Annotated in this window: 19 protein-coding genes and 1 tRNA gene; 8 read left to right on the top strand and 12 right to left on the bottom strand. The window is 48.1% G+C overall.

Annotation, left to right across the window (positions count from 1 at the left end; genetic code table 11):
* Window positions 1–20 precede the first annotated feature (20 nt).
* Complete coding sequence (gene cysE / locus ACVA6Q_RS23465; RefSeq protein ID WP_112462392.1) at window positions 21–842, top strand: serine O-acetyltransferase; 822 nt, start codon at window positions 21–23, stop codon at window positions 840–842.
* 72 nt (window positions 843–914) lie between these two features.
* On the opposite strand, the gene ACVA6Q_RS23460 is transcribed toward cysE, so the two are convergent.
* Window positions 915–2,261 carry an MATE family efflux transporter gene (locus ACVA6Q_RS23460; protein ID WP_446649084.1) on the bottom strand — a complete coding sequence of 449 codons (1,347 nt, stop codon included), beginning with the start codon at window positions 2,259–2,261 and terminating at the stop codon, window positions 915–917.
* Between the two features lie 232 nt (window positions 2,262–2,493).
* Between ACVA6Q_RS23460 and ACVA6Q_RS23455 the strand changes: the two genes are divergently transcribed.
* The 3 genes from ACVA6Q_RS23455 (at window position 2,494) to ACVA6Q_RS23445 (ending at window position 5,239) form a co-directional block, all read left to right on the top strand.
* Window positions 2,494–2,784, top strand: coding sequence for a co-chaperone GroES (locus ACVA6Q_RS23455; protein WP_117235998.1), 291 nt, complete (start codon window positions 2,494–2,496; stop codon window positions 2,782–2,784).
* Window positions 2,785–2,852: 68 nt separating this feature from the next.
* Complete coding sequence (gene groL, locus ACVA6Q_RS23450; protein WP_446649083.1) at window positions 2,853–4,490, top strand: chaperonin GroEL; 1,638 nt, start codon at window positions 2,853–2,855, stop codon at window positions 4,488–4,490.
* A gap of 185 nt (window positions 4,491–4,675) precedes the next feature.
* Complete coding sequence (locus ACVA6Q_RS23445) at window positions 4,676–5,239, top strand: VC2662 family protein (protein ID WP_042502231.1); 564 nt, start codon at window positions 4,676–4,678, stop codon at window positions 5,237–5,239.
* A gap of 56 nt (window positions 5,240–5,295) precedes the next feature.
* On the opposite strand, the gene ACVA6Q_RS23440 is transcribed toward ACVA6Q_RS23445, so the two are convergent.
* Both ACVA6Q_RS23440 and epmB read right to left on the bottom strand, forming a co-directional pair.
* Window positions 5,296–5,754, bottom strand: coding sequence for an MgtC/SapB family protein (locus ACVA6Q_RS23440; RefSeq protein WP_353498742.1), 459 nt, complete (start codon window positions 5,752–5,754; stop codon window positions 5,296–5,298).
* 101 nt (window positions 5,755–5,855) lie between these two features.
* On the bottom strand, window positions 5,856–6,878 hold the full coding sequence (gene epmB, locus ACVA6Q_RS23435; RefSeq protein WP_446649082.1) for an EF-P beta-lysylation protein EpmB: 1,023 nt from the start codon (window positions 6,876–6,878) through the stop codon (window positions 5,856–5,858).
* 33 nt (window positions 6,879–6,911) lie between these two features.
* On the opposite strand from epmB, the gene efp reads away from it, so the two are divergent.
* Window positions 6,912–7,478, top strand: a complete 567-nt coding sequence (efp, locus tag ACVA6Q_RS23430; protein ID WP_042478865.1) for an elongation factor P — start codon at window positions 6,912–6,914, stop codon at window positions 7,476–7,478.
* Between the two features lie 71 nt (window positions 7,479–7,549).
* Here efp and ACVA6Q_RS23425 read toward each other — a convergent pair whose 3' ends face one another.
* The 5 genes from ACVA6Q_RS23425 to frdA all read right to left on the bottom strand — a co-directional run bounded on the left by ACVA6Q_RS23425 (window position 7,550) and on the right by frdA (window position 11,708).
* The gene (locus tag ACVA6Q_RS23425) at window positions 7,550–8,245 is read right to left on the bottom strand and encodes a hypothetical protein (protein WP_446649081.1); all 696 of its coding nucleotides are present in this window, start codon (window positions 8,243–8,245) and stop codon (window positions 7,550–7,552) included.
* Between the two features lie 141 nt (window positions 8,246–8,386).
* Window positions 8,387–8,749: a fumarate reductase subunit FrdD gene (gene frdD / locus ACVA6Q_RS23420; protein ID WP_353497293.1), complete on the bottom strand. Its 363-nt coding sequence runs from the start codon at window positions 8,747–8,749 to the stop codon at window positions 8,387–8,389.
* Window positions 8,750–8,759: 10 nt separating this feature from the next.
* Window positions 8,760–9,143, bottom strand: coding sequence for a fumarate reductase subunit FrdC (frdC, locus tag ACVA6Q_RS23415; protein WP_353497292.1), 384 nt, complete (start codon window positions 9,141–9,143; stop codon window positions 8,760–8,762).
* A 1-nt stretch (window position 9,144) separates the two neighbouring features.
* A complete protein-coding gene (locus tag ACVA6Q_RS23410; protein ID WP_042478869.1) occupies window positions 9,145–9,885 on the bottom strand; it encodes a succinate dehydrogenase/fumarate reductase iron-sulfur subunit in 741 nt (246 codons plus the stop codon).
* Window positions 9,885–11,708, bottom strand: coding sequence for a fumarate reductase (quinol) flavoprotein subunit (frdA, locus tag ACVA6Q_RS23405; protein WP_446649080.1), 1,824 nt, complete (start codon window positions 11,706–11,708; stop codon window positions 9,885–9,887). The genes ACVA6Q_RS23410 and frdA overlap by 1 nt, the downstream gene beginning before the upstream one ends.
* 250 nt (window positions 11,709–11,958) lie before the next feature.
* On the opposite strand from frdA, the gene epmA reads away from it, so the two are divergent.
* Window positions 11,959–12,930 carry an elongation factor P--(R)-beta-lysine ligase gene (epmA, locus tag ACVA6Q_RS23400; RefSeq protein ID WP_446649094.1) on the top strand — a complete coding sequence of 324 codons (972 nt, stop codon included), beginning with the start codon at window positions 11,959–11,961 and terminating at the stop codon, window positions 12,928–12,930.
* Here the strand turns inward: epmA and ACVA6Q_RS23395 are convergent.
* The 4 genes from ACVA6Q_RS23395 to rsgA form a co-directional block, all read right to left on the bottom strand.
* Window positions 12,927–13,823: a DMT family transporter gene (locus ACVA6Q_RS23395; RefSeq protein WP_446649079.1), complete on the bottom strand. Its 897-nt coding sequence runs from the start codon at window positions 13,821–13,823 to the stop codon at window positions 12,927–12,929. The genes epmA and ACVA6Q_RS23395 overlap by 4 nt on opposite strands.
* 137 nt (window positions 13,824–13,960) lie before the next feature.
* Window positions 13,961–15,376: an SLC13 family permease gene (locus ACVA6Q_RS23390; RefSeq protein ID WP_353497289.1), complete on the bottom strand. Its 1,416-nt coding sequence runs from the start codon at window positions 15,374–15,376 to the stop codon at window positions 13,961–13,963.
* Between the two features lie 231 nt (window positions 15,377–15,607).
* The gene (asd, locus tag ACVA6Q_RS23385; protein WP_446649078.1) at window positions 15,608–16,510 is read right to left on the bottom strand and encodes an archaetidylserine decarboxylase; all 903 of its coding nucleotides are present in this window, start codon (window positions 16,508–16,510) and stop codon (window positions 15,608–15,610) included.
* A gap of 150 nt (window positions 16,511–16,660) precedes the next feature.
* Window positions 16,661–17,716: a small ribosomal subunit biogenesis GTPase RsgA gene (gene rsgA, locus ACVA6Q_RS23380; protein ID WP_446649077.1), complete on the bottom strand. Its 1,056-nt coding sequence runs from the start codon at window positions 17,714–17,716 to the stop codon at window positions 16,661–16,663.
* Window positions 17,717–17,815: 99 nt separating this feature from the next.
* Between rsgA and orn the strand changes: the two genes are divergently transcribed.
* Entirely contained in the window at window positions 17,816–18,361 is a 546-nt protein-coding gene (orn, locus tag ACVA6Q_RS23375) for an oligoribonuclease (RefSeq protein WP_446649076.1), read from the top strand.
* Between the two features lie 175 nt (window positions 18,362–18,536).
* Window positions 18,537–18,609, top strand: a tRNA-Gly gene (locus ACVA6Q_RS23370).
* Window position 18,610: the final 1 nt, after the last annotated feature.

The raw sequence follows: 18,610 nt of genomic DNA, 5'->3' as shown, positions 1-18,610 counted from the left end.
TATCCATCGTAGGATCAAAAATGAAACACTGTGAAAAACAAAATGTTTGGGAGTGCATTGTCAGAGAAGCCCGAGAGCAGGCCGAACAAGAGCCGATGCTGGCGAGCTTCTATCATGCCACCATTATTAACCACGAAAGCTTTGGTGCAGCGCTGAGCTATATCCTAGCCAATAAGCTAAAGACGGCCTCTATGCCTGCTATGGCAGTGCGTGAAGTGGTGGAGCAAGCGTTTAACGCTGACCCTACCATTACTGATGCGGCGGCGTGTGACATTTGTGCCACGGTGAATCGAGATCCTGCGGTCTCTCTGTATTCAATGCCATTACTGTACTTGAAGGGCTATCATGCTCTGCAAGGGTATCGTGTCGCCAACTGGCTGTGGTCGCAAGGCCGTAACGCATTGGCAACGTACCTTCAAAACCAAATTTCAGTCGCGTGTCAGGTGGACATCCACCCGGCGGCTCGTATCGGAAAAGGTATCATGCTCGACCATGCGACAGGCATCGTTATTGGTGAGACGGCTGTGGTGGAGAACGATGTCTCTATCCTACAGAACGTAACACTAGGTGGTACCGGTAAAGAGTGCGGTGACCGACATCCTAAGATCCGTGAAGGGGTCATGATTGGCGCTGGAGCTAAGATCCTCGGCAACATTGAAGTGGGCAAAGGGGCTAAAATTGGTTCTTGCTCAGTAGTGCTTCAGCCAGTACCACCGCATACCACGGCTGCGGGCGTTCCTGCGAAGATCGTAGGCAAGCCGAAAACCGATATGCCATCGCTGGATATGGATCAGCAATTTAATGGTAAGTCACAGACCTTTATGGGTGGTGATGGTATCTAGCGCTTACTCGGTTAAATAAGCGTACAGCGAATACTAAAAAGCCAAGGCAGTGCCTTGGCTTTTCTTTTTCGTCTATCTTGTCGTCATGGGAAGGTGCTTGCGCCTGACCGACAGCGCATACAGGTAGGCGAGGACGCCGCCAATAACATTACCCAGAGCCACGCCAATAAACATCCCTTCGACGCCAAACCACAGGCTTCCCAATGCCGCAGCAGGCAGAGTAAACACAAACAGCCTCATCGCGCTCCAGATAAAGGCTTTACTAGGCTCATGCAGTGCATTCATACCGCTGCCTAACATCATAATAATGCCTTGAAAACCATAGCTAAATGGCACCACGAGCAGATAGTGCCATAGGATGTCGCGAACCGCTTGTTCCTGTGAGAACAGGGCTGAGATAGGAATGCTGAGCGGCACCATCATCACAAAGACCAGCATTTGAAACAGCAGCGAAAAACGCATGCTGAGGAATAGGCCAGCAAAGCTGCGCTCTGGCTGCTTGGCACCGAAGTTTTGCGACATAAATGGCGTTAAAGCTGAGCTTAAAGAAATCAACACTAAGATCAAAATCGACTCTACACGCTGCGCTGCGCCATAAGCTGCCACGGCGGCGGTACCGTGTACTGAGAGCATCTTCATTAAGATCGCCCCTGAGATAGGCGACATTGCGGTAGAGAGCCCTGAAGGTGTGCCGATACGTAGGATAGCAATCCAATCTTGCCATAGCTGAGAAGGTTTGAGCTGACCGAGCAGCTTTTCTCGTTTGGTCAGGACGTACAATGAGCCAGTTAGAGCCCCAAGCCACGCAATGCCGCTCGCAATGGCTGCGCCTTGAATGCCAAGCTCAGGAAACGGCCCAATACCGAAGATAAGCAACGGGTCGAGCAGACCATTAATAAAGCCTGAAAGCATCATTATTTTTGCGGGTGTTTTGGTGTCGCCTGTTGCGCGAATGGCACTGTTGCCCGCCATAGGGATCACCAAAAGAGGTACGGTAAAGTACCAAATCACCATGTATTCGCGGATCAGTGGAATGATGTCATCACTGGCGCCCAGTAGCTTAAACAGGGGCTCTATGGTGTACAAACCCAATGTTGAAGCCAGCACAACCAAAACCACGGCAAGCAATAGGCCGTGTGTGGAGAAACGCGCTGCGTGCTGAGTATTCCCTTGGCCGAGCAAGCGACCAATATTGGTCGACAATCCCATGCCAATACCCATGGTGATGCAGTTAACACCAAAGGTTACTGGAAAGGTGAAACTGATGGCCGCGAGCGCTTTAGTACCAAGTAACGAAATAAAGAAGGTATCGACAAGATTGAATGCCAGTATCGCCACCATGCCAAAGACCATAGGCACGGTCATATTTCTAAGCACAGTGGATATCGGCGCGGACAGCAGGCCGTGTTTGTCTTGCATGGCATTCTAAGCTTGGTTAACAGGAGGCTAGAATACAGTAATTAACCAGTTGGCGCGACAACCGACTCTCAGTAGCTTAGGTTTCGCGTGCCAATCTTAAATTTCGTTATTTTTGTCACAATTTTTTGGCAATTAGCCCTTGGGATCGTCAGAAATGCCCCCAACATATTCAACACAAGGCCTTGAAGGCAACCCTATAAGCTAAATGGAAAATAATCAGGAGAATCGACCGATGAATATCCGTCCTCTACACGACCGAGTTATCGTTGAGCGCCAAGAAGTTGAATCTAAATCTGCTGGTGGCATCGTTTTAACTGGTTCTGCGGCAGAAAAATCAACACGTGGTAAAGTTCTGGCTGTGGGCAAAGGCCGCATCCTAGAAAACGGCACTGTACAGCCGCTAGATGTGAAAGTAGGTGATACGGTGATCTTTGCTGAAGGCTACGGCACTAAGACAGAAAAGATCGACGGTAAAGAAGTTCTGATCATGTCTGAAAACGACATCATGGCTATCGTTGAATAATTAAGTAGACGTTGAGTAATTTTTTACTCTAAACAAGCTATCCACTGAATTTAGATAAGGAAATAACAATGGCTGCTAAAGACGTTAAGTTTGGTAACGACGCACGAGTTAAAATGCTAGAAGGTGTAAACGTTCTAGCGGATGCAGTAAAAGTAACACTAGGTCCTAAAGGCCGTAACGTAGTTCTAGACAAATCTTTCGGTGCACCAACTATCACTAAAGATGGTGTATCTGTAGCGCGCGAAATCGAGCTTGAAGACAAGTTCCAAAACATGGGCGCGCAAATGGTTAAAGAAGTAGCATCTCAAGCGAACGATGCTGCTGGTGACGGTACTACGACAGCGACTGTACTGGCCCAATCTATTATTTCTGAAGGCCTAAAAGCGGTTGCTGCTGGCATGAACCCAATGGATCTTAAGCGCGGCATCGACAAAGCAGTTGCTGCTGCGGTTGAAGAGCTAAAAGCGCTGTCTGTTCCTTGTGAAGACACTAAGGCAATTGCTCAGGTTGGTACTATCTCTGCAAACTCTGACTCTACTGTTGGTAACATCATTGCTGAAGCAATGGAGAAAGTTGGTCGTGATGGTGTTATCACTGTTGAAGAAGGTCAGGCTCTACAAGACGAGCTAGACGTAGTAGAAGGTATGCAATTCGATCGCGGTTACCTATCTCCTTACTTCATCAACAACCAAGAAGCTGGTAGCGTTGATCTAGAGAGCCCGTTCATTCTGCTTATCGACAAAAAAGTGTCGAACATCCGTGAGCTTCTACCAACTCTAGAAGCAGTAGCTAAAGCATCTCGTCCACTGCTTATCATTGCAGAAGATGTAGAAGGCGAAGCGCTAGCAACTCTTGTTGTGAACAACATGCGCGGTATCGTGAAAGTAGCAGCTGTTAAAGCTCCTGGTTTCGGTGACCGTCGCAAGTCTATGCTTCAAGATATCGCTATCCTAACAGGTGGTACGGTAATCTCTGAAGAAATCGGTCTAGACCTTGAAAAAGTAACGCTAGAAGACCTAGGTCAGGCTAAGCGTGTAACCATCACTAAAGAAAACTCAACTATCATCGATGGTGCGGGTGAAGAAGCGATGATTCAAGGCCGTGTTGCTCAAATTCGTCAGCAAATCGAAGAAGCGACGTCTGACTACGATAAAGAGAAACTTCAAGAGCGCGTAGCTAAGCTAGCTGGCGGTGTTGCGGTCATCAAAGTTGGCGCAGCAACTGAAGTTGAGATGAAAGAGAAGAAAGACCGCGTTGAAGATGCACTACACGCAACTCGCGCAGCGGTTGAAGAAGGCGTAGTTGCCGGTGGTGGTGTTGCCCTTATCCGCGCTGCTTCTAAAGTTGTTGGTCTTGAAGGTGACAACGAAGAGCAAACTGTTGGTATCCGCGTTGCACTTCGCGCAATGGAAGCGCCAATTCGTCAAATCACAGCAAACGCAGGCGACGAAGAGTCTGTCGTTGCAAATAACGTGAAAGCAGGCGAAGGCAGCTACGGCTACAACGCTGCAACAGGTGAGTACGGCGATATGATCGCAATGGGTATCCTAGATCCTACTAAAGTAACTCGCTCTGCACTTCAGTTCGCGGCATCAGTTGCTGGTCTAATGATCACAACAGAAGCGATGGTGACTGACGCACCTCAGAAAGACGCTCCAGCAATGCCTGATATGGGCGGCATGGGCGGTATGCCAGGTATGATGTAATCCATCAGAGGATTCTGACAAAGCCGAAGGGAAACCTTCGGCTTTTTTGTACCTGTTTCATAATTAACCAATATTCTGTGAGAGTGTTGCAGAATATGACAAAACCCTGACAAAGCCTATAGTCAGCCTCACTAGCATCACCTACACTTATCAGTTGATAACAAAAAAAGTCAGTGGAGACTATTATGAAAAAGGCAGTAGCAGTATTAGCAGTGGCAGCAGCAATGGCATCACCATTGGCGCTAGCAGAAAGCACGCCAGTGATGTTCTCATCACTAAACGGTTTCAACGCACCGGATGCAAACGCAGTCGGTGGCGTACGTCTAGCAGTTCTTCACGGCCAAGTGAACGAAGTAAAAGGTGTGGATTTCTCTGTACTAGGTATGTCTGAAACTCAGCGTACAACGGGTGTGAACTTCGGTCTGTTCTTTGGTGCTTCTAAAGTAACTCAAGAAATGAAAGGTGCTTCTCTAGGTATCTTCAACTGGAACACAGGTAAAACGACGGGTGTGAACCTTGCAGCAGTGAACGTGACTAACGATGTGAAAGGTCTCAACTGGAGTGCGGTGAACTACTCTGAAGGCTACACAATGGCAGACATTGGTATTGCAAGCTTCTCAAACAAGTCTAACTTCCAGTTTGGTCTTTTCAACAAGACAAACAACATCGATGGCGTACAGATTGGTCTTATCAACTGTGCCGACAACGGTTTCTTTAAGTGCTTCCCTATCATCAACTTTGCGAAGTAATGAGCACTCTGATTTAAAGAGTAGAAATGCGACAAAGCCCTGCTAAGCAGGGCTTTTTATTTGCGCGTTCGGTTGCGGTTTTGCATGGTTTGGTGCACACCACGTCGCAAGCTCTTAAAGCTGCTTTCAATCTTGTCCACGCCAAGGAGTACCGTTAGCGCTAAAACCGTTAAGATCACCGATTCTTTGTGATGCCCCAGCCCTATCATCATGCCGAGACCGGCCAACACCCAGATCACTGCAGCTGACGTCACCCCGTGGATCTTGCCATCTTGAGTCATCATCACCCCTGCGCCCAAAAAGCCAACACCAGTAATGATTTGCCCGAGTACTCGCGCTTGATCTAGCGTGTTAGGGGATAGTGATACCGCCATGGACATAAACAGGTAAGTACCTGATACAATTAAGATAGCGGTGCGAATACCTACCGGCTTACCACGAGTCTGTCGTTCAAGACCAACCAGGGCGCCGTTGAGGACGCAGGCTCCCAACGCTTGCCATGAGAACGGCCCCATATCGAGTAGTTGTGTCAGTTCCACATTGCCTCCTAAAAAGCGCAGTATCTGACTAAAAGACCGCCTGATCGAACAAAATCATTTTGTCGAGACGGAAAAAATTACTCGAGGTGCAGATCGAGCGGCGTTTTACTCGCCTTGCCGCCTTCTTCTCGCGTGAGCTTAGGCACAAGGTAGCCCGACACGCGAGCAATCAAACCTTGGATGATCGTTTTCGCTTGTTCATCACTGATGTAGAAATGCGCTGCACCTTGTACCTTATCGAGTACATGCAGGTAATACGGCAGAATTCCTGCGCCAAACAGCGCGTGACTGAGCTCGAACTGAGCATCCACGCTATCGTTGACTCCTTTAAGCAGTACGCCTTGGTTGAGAAGTGTCGTACCGCTAGCTTTAATACGCGCCATTGCTTGCTTGAGCTCATTATCTATCTCGTTGGCATGGTTGATATGAGTGACCAGCACAGTGTTAAGACGAGTGTTTGCGAGCAAGTGACAAAGCTGCTCAGTAATTCGCGCTGGTATCACGACCGGAAGGCGAGAGTGAATTCGAAGCGTTTTAAGATGTGGGATCTGCTCAGCCCGTTCAATTAGCCAAGCAAGTTCACTATCTTTGGCCATCAATGGATCGCCGCCAGATAAGATGATCTCATCAATTTCCGGTTTGTCAGCGATGTAGTCGAGCGCCAGTTGCCAGTTGCTTTTGCCACCTTTGTTCTCGTCGTACGGAAAATGGCGGCGGAAGCAGTAGCGACAGTTCACCGCACAGCCTCCTTTTACAATCATTAAAGCGCGATTGTGGTATTTGTGCAGAAGACCAGGTACAGCACTATCTTGCTCTTCGAGTGGGTCGGTTGAATAGCCATCATGGATTTCAAACTCCTGGCTAAGAGGCAGTACCTGTCTTAGCAAAGGATCGTACGGGTTGCCTTTTTCCATGCGATCGACAAAGCTTTGAGGAACGCGCATGGGAAACAAGCGTCTTGCTTTGAGTCCGTTTTCCCAAGGGGTCGCCTCAATTTCTAACTGCTCAAGCAGTTTGTAAGGGTCTGAGATCGCATTCGATAGTTGTTTGAGCCAGTTTTGCTCAACAGAAACAAGATTTCGGGTTATGATAGGCGACATTAAATTTAACTCGAAGAACACTAAGAGGATACAATGGCTACTGTTAGCACCAATGAATTTAAAGGCGGTCTTAAACTAATGCTGGACAACGAGCCTTGCGTAATTCTAGAAAACGAATACGTGAAGCCAGGTAAAGGTCAAGCGTTCAACCGCGTTAAAATTCGTAAGCTACTGTCTGGTAAAGTTCTAGAGAAAACCTTCAAGTCTGGCGAAACTGTTGAAGTTGCTGACGTGATGGACATCGACCTAGACTACCTATATACAGATGGTGAATTCTACCACTTTATGAACAGCGAAACATTCGAACAAATCGCTGCAGACGTTAAAGCGGTTGGCGACAACGCGAAATGGTTGGTAGAAAACAACACTTGTATGATTACTCTTTGGAATGGTAACCCAATTACTGTGACTCCGCCTAACTTTGTTGAGCTGGAAGTAACAGAAACGGATCCTGGTCTGAAAGGTGATACACAAGGTACTGGTGGTAAGCCTGCAACACTAACAACTGGCGCTGTGGTACGTGTACCACTATTTATCCAGATTGGTGAAGTGATCAAAGTTGATACTCGTACTGCGGAATACGTAGGTCGCGTTAAGTAATCATCTTAAAGTGAAAAATTCTAAAGGTCGCCAAATGGCGACCTTTTTTGTTTCTGGTGTCGGAGTAGGGGTTACTCTTCAGGGCGCCAACTAAGCGCGCTGGCAACAGTACCTAGTGCTAGAGTATCCATTTCTGCTTCTGGCAAATCGGCTAACGCTTGCAGTGTGATGCTGCCATTGGTTTGTGCAGCTGCGACTTCGACACTGCCGCGACTAAAGCTGTACCCCAGTGGGTTATCAACACTCATCATCAGCCCTTCACCATCGTGCACGGAAGCAACGTTGAAGTGAGTGCTGTTCAAGCGGATAAAGCCTTGTTCTTTTTTGGCGGTCGATAAGCTGATGGCTTCCGATTTACGTTCCATTTTGTACTCGCCAACACTCTTACCAGCCTCACTGATTTGGCAAATATACGGGTCATTACCGCCAAATGAGAAACTGCCGATATCGACGCTGGTGCCACCACCGCTGCATACTAGCGTCCAAGTCTCGCCATTATCATTACGCGTCACCTCAGCAACCATCTCTCCTTCTTTGGTATTGATGGTATTGAACCAAGAGCTAGTAGAAGCACTGCGCGAGTATTTACCGTGGTAGCGACCTGCGATATCGAACGTTCCCTCAGGACCAAAACCCCAAAAAGTGCCATCGGTTTTAAGCAGCAATTCAGGCTGCTGAGAAACCGCTTGTGACTTTTCCATTGTGACGGTAGAACCACACCCAAATAGCGCACCGGAAATCATGAGTACGCAAATAGACTTTTTCATTGTTACATCTCTTGTTGTTATTTATTGCTGATGATTCTATCGATAGAGAGAGGGCGACAATGTAAGGGTGTGTCCGATTTCTGAACAGGTCACATTAAAAAAGGCAGCGAGTTCGCTGCCTTTTTGTTTGCTCGAGTATGACTAGATCATAAAGATGAAGATAATCGATAGTGCGCTGATGAGTGCTGCAAAAAAGTAGCAAATAATCTTACCAACCACACCCGCATGGATCTTAAGATCGTGCATGCCGTGGTGTAGGCGGTGCATTGCATGCCACATTGGCAGCGCTAGCGTAGCGATAATAAATAGAGCACCGATGATGCTAGTCGCAAAGTCTGCCACTCGCTCATAGCTCATTGCCTCTGGGCTGATAATGCCCATTGGTACTAAGATACCCAGCACAAGTACAGTGACAGGGGTGATCATGGCAAACCATGTACCACCGGCACCAAACAGTCCCCACCATACGGGTTCGTCAGAGCGTTTTGGGTTTTGATTAATCACGATTCACTCCTTATACAATGATGAGAACAACTAGTGAGATAGCTGCAACAGCTGCCCACTGTGCTAGGACAATGGTCTTCTTCTCTACTGGCTTGCCTTTCAGTTTGATTGGCATGACCTGTGGCATCATGCTGAAGAAGGTTTGCGCGTGGAACAGGCTTCCCGCAAGCGCCACGATGTTGATCGCGATAACAATTGGGTTAGCCATAAAGTCCAACCAGCCTTGCCAAGCTTCTGGGCCTTTCACTAGCGAACCTAGACCAAATGTCAGGAAGACAGTGAATAGGATCAGTGGCAGTACGGTTGCTTCACGTAGCATGTAGAAGCGATAAAATGGGTGATCTTTCCACCAAGTTCGCTTCATTTCACGAACATAAGGTTTTCTGTTGCTCATCTTATGCCTCCTGTGGTTTAAGCATGGCAATAACGAAGTCTTGAGAAGACGCCACTTTGCCTTGGTTTACTGCCGCTGCTGGGTCAACGTTCTTCGGACACACTTCAGAGCAGTAGCCCACAAACGTACAGCCCCAAGCACCATTCTCGCCGTTGATCATCTTCATACGTTCAGCCGCACCATTGTCACGGCTGTCGAGGTTATAACGATGCGCCAGTGTCAGTGCAGCAGGACCAATAAACTCAGGGTTTAGACCAAACTGAGGGCATGCCGCGTAGCAAAGACCACAGTTGATACAACCAGCAAACTGCTTGTACTTCGCCATTTGCTCCGGGGTTTGGATGTTAGTGCCATCTTCTGGCTTACGGTCGTTACCAATGATGTATGGCTTGATGGCTTCTAGGCGCTCGATAAACGGCGTCATGTCGACGATCAAGTCTTTCTCAATTGGGAAATTCGCAAGAGGCTCAATCTTCAGACCATTTTGATGATCACGAAGGAAGCTCTTACACGCCAGTTTTGGCACGCCGTTCACCATGATGCCGCAAGAGCCACAAATCGCCATACGACAAGACCAGCGGTAAGACAGGTCTTTGTCTAGGTGGTCTTTAATGTAACCAATCGCATCGAGCACAGACATGGTCTCATCGAACGGTACTTCGAAGGTTTGGAAATACGGTTCTGCGTCTTTCTCTGGGTCGTAGCGCAGGATTTCCACTTTCTGAATACGGTTTGCTGACATTATGCTTGCTCCTCCGCATTTTGATCTTTGTTGGCTTGCTTCGCCGCTTCTTCTGCTGCTGCTTTTTCTGCTGCTTCACCGTATAGACGCGCTTTAGGCTGCGACTTAGTGATGGTGACGTTGCCGTAGTCAATGCTTGGCGCACTGTCTTCGTTAAAGAAGGCTAGCGAGTGTTTTAGGTAGTTTTCATCATCACGCTCAGTGCAACCGTCATCGAGACGTTGGTGCGCACCACGAGACTCTTTACGCAAGATTGCAGAGTGAACCATAGCTTCAGCCACTTCTAGGCCGTAACCCACCTCAATGGCGTACAGCAGGTCAGTGTTGAATACTTTACCTTTGTCTTTGATGCTGATCTTCTTATAGCGCTGTTTCAGCTCCGCAATCTTATCAAGCGTCGCTTGCATCAGATCTTCTTGGCGGTAGATACCACAGCCTGCTTCCATGGTGTGACCCATTTCGGTGCGAATTTCTGCCCAGTTTTCATCGCCTTCTTGATTCATCAGTGCAGCAATGCGTGCTTCTACTGCCTTCACTTGCTCTTTGATAGCGCTGTCATCCCAGCCCTTGAACGCTTTAGCGCGCTCAACCGCTTGCTCACCGGCAACGCGGCCGAAGACGACAAATTCAGCGAGAGAGTTAGAACCTAGGCGGTTCGCACCGTGAAGACCGACGGACGCACATTCACCAACAGCGAATAGACCTTGAATACGAGTTTCACAAGTACCGTTGGTTTCAATACCACCCATGGTGTAGTGCACGGTTGGACGAATTGGGATTGGCTCTTTTGCAGGGTCAACGTTGACGTACGCTTTTGCGAGCTCACAGATGAACGGTAGACGCTCTTGTAGGTACTCTTCACCAAGGTGGCGAAGGTCAAGGTGCACCACATCACCCAGTGGGTGCTTGATGGTGTTGCCTTTTTGCTGCTCATGCCAGAATGCTTGAGAAACTTTGTCACGAGGACCCAGTTCCATGTATTTGTTTTTTGGCTGGCCAACCGGTGTTTCAGGGCCCATACCATAGTCTTGTAGGTAACGGTAGCCGTTCTTGTTAACGATGATGCCGCCTTCACCACGACAACCTTCGGTCATTAGAATACCTGTGCCAGGCAGACCTGTTGGATGGTACTGAACAAACTCCATATCACGCAGTGGAACACCGTGACGATACGCCATCGCCATACCGTCGCCAGTCACGATGCCGCCGTTAGTATTACAGTGATAAACACGACCCGCGCCGCCGGTTGCTAGGACAACTGATTTTGCCTTGATAGTGACCAGTTCACCTTCAGACATATGAATTGCAATCAGGCCCTGAACCTCGCCTTCAACCACAAGTAGGTCAACCACAAAATACTCATCAAATCGTTTGATTTGCTCGTACTTCATCGACGTTTGGAACAGAGTATGTAGCATATGGAAGCCGGTTTTATCCGCTGCAAACCATGTGCGTTCTACTTTCATACCACCGAAACGACGGACATTCACTTCACCGTTTTCTTTACGGCTCCATGGACAACCCCATTGTTCCATCTGGATCATTTCACGTGTGGCATTTTCAACGAAATATTCAACAACATCCTGTTCACAAAGCCAGTCACCACCGCCAACGGTATCGTTGAAGTGGTTATCTAGGCTATCTTCATCCTTAATTACAGCCGCAGAACCACCTTCAGCTGCCACGGTATGTGAACGCATAGGGTAGACTTTAGAAATCAGAGCTACTTCCATTTCTGGGTTAGCTTCTGCTGCTGCAATGGCAGTACGAAGACCAGCGCCGCCTGCGCCGATGACTGCGATATCTGTGGTAATTGTTTTCACAGTTATCCTCCAGTGTGTGAGAGCGAGTTTTGCTCGCGAGTTATAGTTAAAGGCTTGAAAGCTTTTTTATCAAGGCAATCAGTTTAGATAAGCGTCGTGGCAAAAAAATTGACTGAGTTAGGTTTTTTCTCCGGTAATGCATGGCGAGGCATAGTATTTCTATGATGTGTGATTAATATCACTTGTGATTGAGAACTTTTGAGTCCGCACTTACAATAATTAATAACATTAACTAATGAGTTTGATAATGATTACCAACCAGTGGCAGCCCACAGCGTCTATAGCGTTACTTAAAAAACGTGCCAAGCTGATTCAGTCTATTCGTAGCTTCTTTATGACAAGAGAGGTAATGGAAGTCGACACTCCTGCAATGAGTCATGCCACGGTGACCGATGTGCATCTACATACCTTTAAAACCGAGTTTGTTGGTCCGGGTTATGCTGATGGACGCCAGCTTTATTTTATGACCAGCCCCGAATTTCATATGAAGCGACTGCTTGCCGCAGGAAGCGGGTCTATCTATCAGATAAACAAAGCATTTCGTAATGAAGAGAGCGGTCGTCATCACAATCCAGAGTTCACCATGCTTGAGTGGTATCGCGTTGGGTTTGATCACCATCAGTTGATGGATGAGATGGACGAGTTACTGATGATGGTTCTCGGCTGTGGTCGTGCTGAGCGTATGACTTATCAGCAGGCGTTTATCACGCACCTTAGCGTTTGTCCTTTGAGTGCAGAGATGTCTGCGCTACGAGAAGCCGCAGCACCGCTAGGCTTGAGTGATATCGCTGATAAAGAGCAAGATCGCGATACGCTATTACAGCTGCTGTTTAGCATGGGAGTTGAGACTCAAATCGGCAAAGACGCGCCTGCCTTTGTTTACGATTTTCCAGCCTCACAAGCCGCGCTAGCCAAAGTGAACCCAGAAGATGAGCGCGTTGCTGACCGCTTTGAAGTCTATTTTAAAGGTATTGAACTGGCGAACGGGTTTCATGAGCTGGACAACCCGGAAGAGCAATTAGCACGCTTTGAAGACGATAATCAAAAACGGCGACAAATGGGTCTTGCACCTCAGCCGATCGATCATCATTTGATTGATGCGTTAAGAGCGGGTCTGCCTGCTTGTGCTGGTGTAGCGCTGGGGATCGATAGGCTAATTATGCTCGCTCTGGGAGCAAGTCATATTGATGAGGTTGTCGCTTTCCCTTTCCCGAGAGCCTAACTCACCAAAATACTGGTGCCGATGACAGCAAACGCGGCACCAAGCCAGGCGTACTTATTGGGTCTTTGCTTGGTGTAAATCCAAAGTAGCGGCAATACCATAATCGGCGTGGTTGATGAGAGCAGCGCGACCATGCCCACATTGCCTGTCTGCAAAGCAAACAGAATAAGCGTCATGCCGACTGCCATGGCGAGAAAGCCATTGAGCGCCGTAATACCAAAAATGGACCAGTTAATAGGGTTCAAACTCTTGGCGTGCTTAGCGCCAGTAAATAAGAACAGACTGTGGGCAACAAACGCGGTGATCATACGAATCGCTGAGGCAGCCACAGGGTCGATGCTGGTTTGCATCACAGGCTTGGCAATAATGCCGCCCAGTGCCTGACACAGTGCGGCGGTGACCCCCAAACCCACCCCAAACCAAACATTACCTTTGATGGTTTCAAGTTCACTCGTCTTACTGTTGTTGGAGCCTCTACGGCCAAAGAAAATGGCGGTAGCGACACCAGAGAAAACCAATGCAGAGCCTACAAGCTCAATGGGTGACATGGTCTCTGAGAAAAGAAAATAGCCTAGTACGGCAGAGAATACTGCGTGACAAGAAAACAGCAGTCCTGCCTGTCTTGGTCCCATTCGATTCAAACACGCGAACAGTGCAGTATCACCAATAAAGATGCCGATTAAACCTGAAAGCATCATTGGCGTGATATGCACGGACTCAACGCTTGCCCAGCCACCAGTGAGAGCTGCCATTGAAGACAGTATTAAGGCAGTGCAGCCCATTCGCCATCGACTATAGGAAAATGAGCCCAAATGTTTGGCTGGCTTAACCGAGATAATGCTTGAAACCGCCCACAAAAAGGCAGCGATCAGTGCCAGCCATTCAAATCCCATTGCTATCCCTAGTCCTTGCTCAGTGCTGCGATGCGAGCACCATTGATTATTCGATGATTTAACTAGGTTTTACTATGAGGTCTTAGAAAGTGCAATTGAAATCCTCTCACCTTAGCAAGAGGATTCCACTTCGGGGACTAGGTAAAGATCAGCATCGCCGCGTAGACGAGAACTAGGCCAATAAGACCGATGATAAGTCCGGTTTTCGCCATGTCTTTACTCTCAATAAGCCCAGTTGAATAGGCCAATGAGTTAGGTGGGGTAGAGACGGGCAGAATCATGCCGAGAGAGGCTGAGAACGCGACAACAACCAATAGGCCTTGTAAGCCACCTATGGCGGCCAAACTCTCCATAGAGGCACCAATGGCGGCGGCAATGGGCATAAGTAGGTTGGCGGTCGCGGTGTTGGACATAAAGTTGGCCATCAACCAGCAGACAATCGACAGAGTAATGACGACCGCGACCGGTGACAAAGACTCATAGTCAATGGCATGAGCAAGCGCTTCGGCGAGTCCAGTTTTATCGAGGCCGATACCAATGGCAATACCACCGGCAACCAGCCATAACACATCCCAGTTGATCAGTTTGAGCTCTTCTTTACCCATGATGCCGGTTAAGGTAAACACTGCAAGTGGGATGATAGAGACCACGTAGGTGTTCATACCGTGCAGTTTGGTGGTCATCCACAACAAGATGGTCGCTGCGAAAGTGGCATACACCACCATAGCACGCCAGTTACGCTGGAATTTCCCTTCCAGCTTGAGCACCATTTTGTCTTCTGAAGAAGGGAATAGCTTTTGCAGCAGGAACCAAGCGATAGTGAGCTGAATGATCACAAAGGGTAGACCCATCATCATCCACTGCAGAAAGTCGATGCTGTTCTCACCAGTTAGGTACTGCAGAGCAATGGCATTGGGAGGGGTTCCGATAGGGGTCGCAATACCACCCGTATTGGCAGCGATAGGGATACATAGCACCAAGGCTTTAATACCTAAGTCTCCCTTTGGCGCAGAGGCCACAATGGGACCAAGCAGCGCCAGCATCATTACTGTGGTGGCAGTATTGGACATGAACATCGAGAACACAGCAGTAATCAGCATTAGACCAAGCATGATAAAGCGAGGTTGGTTGCCAAAAGGGCGCAGCAGGACTCGAGCTAGGTTGTTATCAAGCTCATATTTGGAGGCGGCAATCGCCAGTGCAAATCCGCCCATAAATAGAATGATGATCGGCGAGGAAAAGGCGCTGAAGATGTCGGTATACACCAGGAGCTCACCGATATCATGGCCTGCAGGTGGCGTACGGAACAGATGCAGCCCTTTGTCTGAAATCATCACTAGTTCAAGGGCGATAATCAATATTGACGTAGCAAAGACAGGTACGGGTTCCAGCACCCAAAGTAAGGCAGCGAGCAGGAAAATGGCCAACAAACGGTGTTGGATCAGCGTGAGATCGTCGATGGGTATCCAATCAATCGGCATCATCAAGACGCCAAAGGGCACTAAAAAGCAGATAAGCAGCCTAATTAGTGTCCCGCTATTCATTTTTGGCATGGGGCGGCACCTGGGTTAAAAGTGAGACTGCCGCATAGGTTAAAATATAAACGCCGCTCGGTCTTGGACAGGCGTTAAAGTTTTGAAAAGTCGAGGGAAGATTTGGAGCGTGTTTTGTTTTGCGTCAAGAATCAATACGGTAATCATGACGTGATGCTGCTGGTGGATGTGTTACAGGCAAAAAAAACGGCGCCGTGGCGCCGTTCTCAATGATTAAGCTTGCTAAGTTGATTAGCTATTAGAGTCGGTTTCAGTCTCAGAAGCTTCAGTTTCAAGGCCTAGAGCGTGCGCGAAAGGCGTACCCATTACCGTTGGCGCATTGTTTTTCATGCTGTCATCAAAACGAATGCTGTCTTTAGCAAACAGGTTGATAACCGTTGAACCTAGCTTAAAGCGGCCCATCTCTTCACCCTTCTTAAGGATGATAGCCTTATCGCCTTCTGCAGGGTAATCCCAAGTGTATACGGTGTTACCACGTGGTGGCGTCACAGTACCTGCCCAAACTAGCTCAATAGCACCAACAATGGTTGCGCCTACCAGCACTTGTGCCATAGGACCAAACTCGGTATCGAAGATGCAAACCACACGCTCGTTACGTGCGAATAGGTTTGGAACATTCTCAGCCGTCAGTGGGTTTACAGAGAATAGGTCACCTGGTACGTAAATCATCTGACGCAGAGTACCATCACATGGCATGTGAACACGGTGGTAGTCACGCGGTGATAGGTACAGAGTCGCAAATTCACCTTCTACAAACTCTGCTGCAAGCTCAGGGCTGCCACCAAGCAGTTCTTGAGCGGTGTAGTCATGGTTTTTCGCTTGGATAAGCTTGCCGTCGGTGATAGGACCAAATTGGCTAACACATGCATCCGCTGGGTGAGCGATAACAGACTCGCCTTCGGCGATAGGGCGCATACCCGGCTTTAACTCACGAACGAAAAACTCGTTAAACGTTTTGAAGTGCTTTGGGTCGCTGTGCAGCGCTTCATCCATGTTGACGTTATATTGTTTGATAAACCAACGAATGATCGCTGTTGTTAGACCGCCTGCTTTTGCTGATGCCAGTTTACCTACTAGGCGTGTTAGGCCGTGTTGAGGTATCCAGTATTGCAGTCCAACTTTAATTTTATCCATTGTCTAAAATTCCAACGTTAATTGATTGATATTACTTCAGGGCGCGAGATACTAATGGAAATCGCTTCAAATGTCAGCAAATTGTGACAAGCAGACGGACAGACTGTTAAACCTGTCCGACTCTGTCAGAATGGCAGAACGTTCTAAGAATTACAGATCGGCTTTTTTGCTGCGTGAGTACTGACGGTTGGCTTTACCTTCACCCATACTCTCGATGATGCGGTGATAGTTATCGAATCGAACTGGATCGATTTTTCCTTCTTCCACGGCTTCACGCAGGAGACAGCCTGGGTCATCTAGGTGTTTGCAGTCACGGAACTTACAGCCGCCAAGGTAGGGCTTGAACTCAACAAACGCTTCCGTGACTTCGCTTGGCTCTAAGTGCCAAAGGCCGAATTCACGTACTCCCGGCGAGTCAATCAGATCGCCACCCGAAGGGAAGTGATACAGTCTTGCTGCGGTCGTGGTGTGCTGACCCAAACCTGAGTTTTCGGAGACTGCGCCTTCTTCTACGTCGAGTTCTGGCATCAACGCATTCACCAAGCTGGATTTACCCACGCCGGACTGCCCAACGAAGATGTTGATCTTGTCTTTGAGGTGCGCCTCTAGCTCGGCAATGCCTTCGCCCGACTCCTTGCTTACCATAAGCACCGTATAGCCGATGTTCTTATATACATCGAGGAGCTGATAGAAGGCGTCACGCTCGTCTTCTGGTATCAAGTCGATTTTGTTAAGTACCACTAATGGTGCAATTTGCAGGGTTTCTGATGCGATCAGGTAACGATCGATAATGTTTAGTGAAAGCTCTGGCACAACCGAAGACACAATCACCATTTGATCAACGTTGGCAGCAACAGGTTTTAAACCATCGTAATAATCAGGGCGAGTTAGCATCGATGTTCTAGGCTCTACTACTTCAACAACACCAGATATGCCATGCATTGATTCCAGACCAATGCGCCATTTTACGCGGTCGCCAGACACCAAAGATTCGATACCACGGCGCAGGTTACAGCGGTGGATTTCTTTGGTTTCTAAGTCCTCGATATCCGCATGTTGGCCGAATCGAGTGATCACTAGCCCCTGCTTAACACCGCCAAGCATAGTCTCATCCCACTGGATGGATTCTTCTTTTGCTAGTTTCTTCTTTTGGTTACTGCGTACTCGACGCACTTGACCTTTGGTCAGTTTTTTCTTTTTCGCCACGATATTTCATTGATGCGAATCGCATCAAACCATTTTGGTTACTGAATTTAATTTCGGTATAGTACCTCTTTTGACAGAAAACAAATAGACGAGGGCGTTATGTCTTTCAGCGATGACAATTTGATCTGGGTCGATCTAGAGATGACTGGACTGGATCCTGAGACACACAAAATCATCGAGATCGCGAGCATTGTGACCGATAGCGAGTTGAATATCTTGGCTGAAGGACCGGTTATTGCCATCCATCAACCTGAAACGGAACTAGCGAAAATGGATGATTGGTGCACGAACACCCATACCGCAAGCGGGCTGGTGGCACGTGTTCAAGCGAGTGAGCACAATGAAGAGAGCGCCATTCGTGAGACTATCGCGTTTTTGGAGAAGTGGGTGCCTAAGGGTAAGTCGCCTATTTGTGGTAATAGTATTGGTCAGGATCGCCGTTTCTTATACAAGCATATGCCTGAGCTTGAAGAGTACTTCCACTACCGTTACGTTGATGTCAGCACGATTAAAGAGCTGACTCGTCGTTGGAAACCGGAAGTTCTGGATGGTTTTTCCAAGCAGGGTACGCACCTAGCTTTGGATGACATTCGTGAGTCGATTGCCGAACTCAAGTACTACCGTGAAACTATTTTCACGATTTGATCGTTGAATACTTGTTAAAAACAAGGACTTTGGGCTGCGATAGAGAGAAGATTATCGAAAAATTGTGTGCTTTTTCATCAAACGAGAAAAAAGATCATTTTTTTACTGATAAGGACTTGCATCACAAAAAAATGCTCTTATAATTCGCAGCCCTGAACGACGAAAGACGTTCAATGCGACACTAGCTCAGTTGGTAGAGCGCAACCTTGCCAAGGTTGAGGTCACGAGTTCGAACCTCGTGTGTCGCTC

The organism is Vibrio sp. DNB22_10_4 (assembly GCF_052879755.1).
Note: the sequence above shows the minus strand (reverse complement) of the source record. Positions and strands in the feature narration are given on the sequence as shown.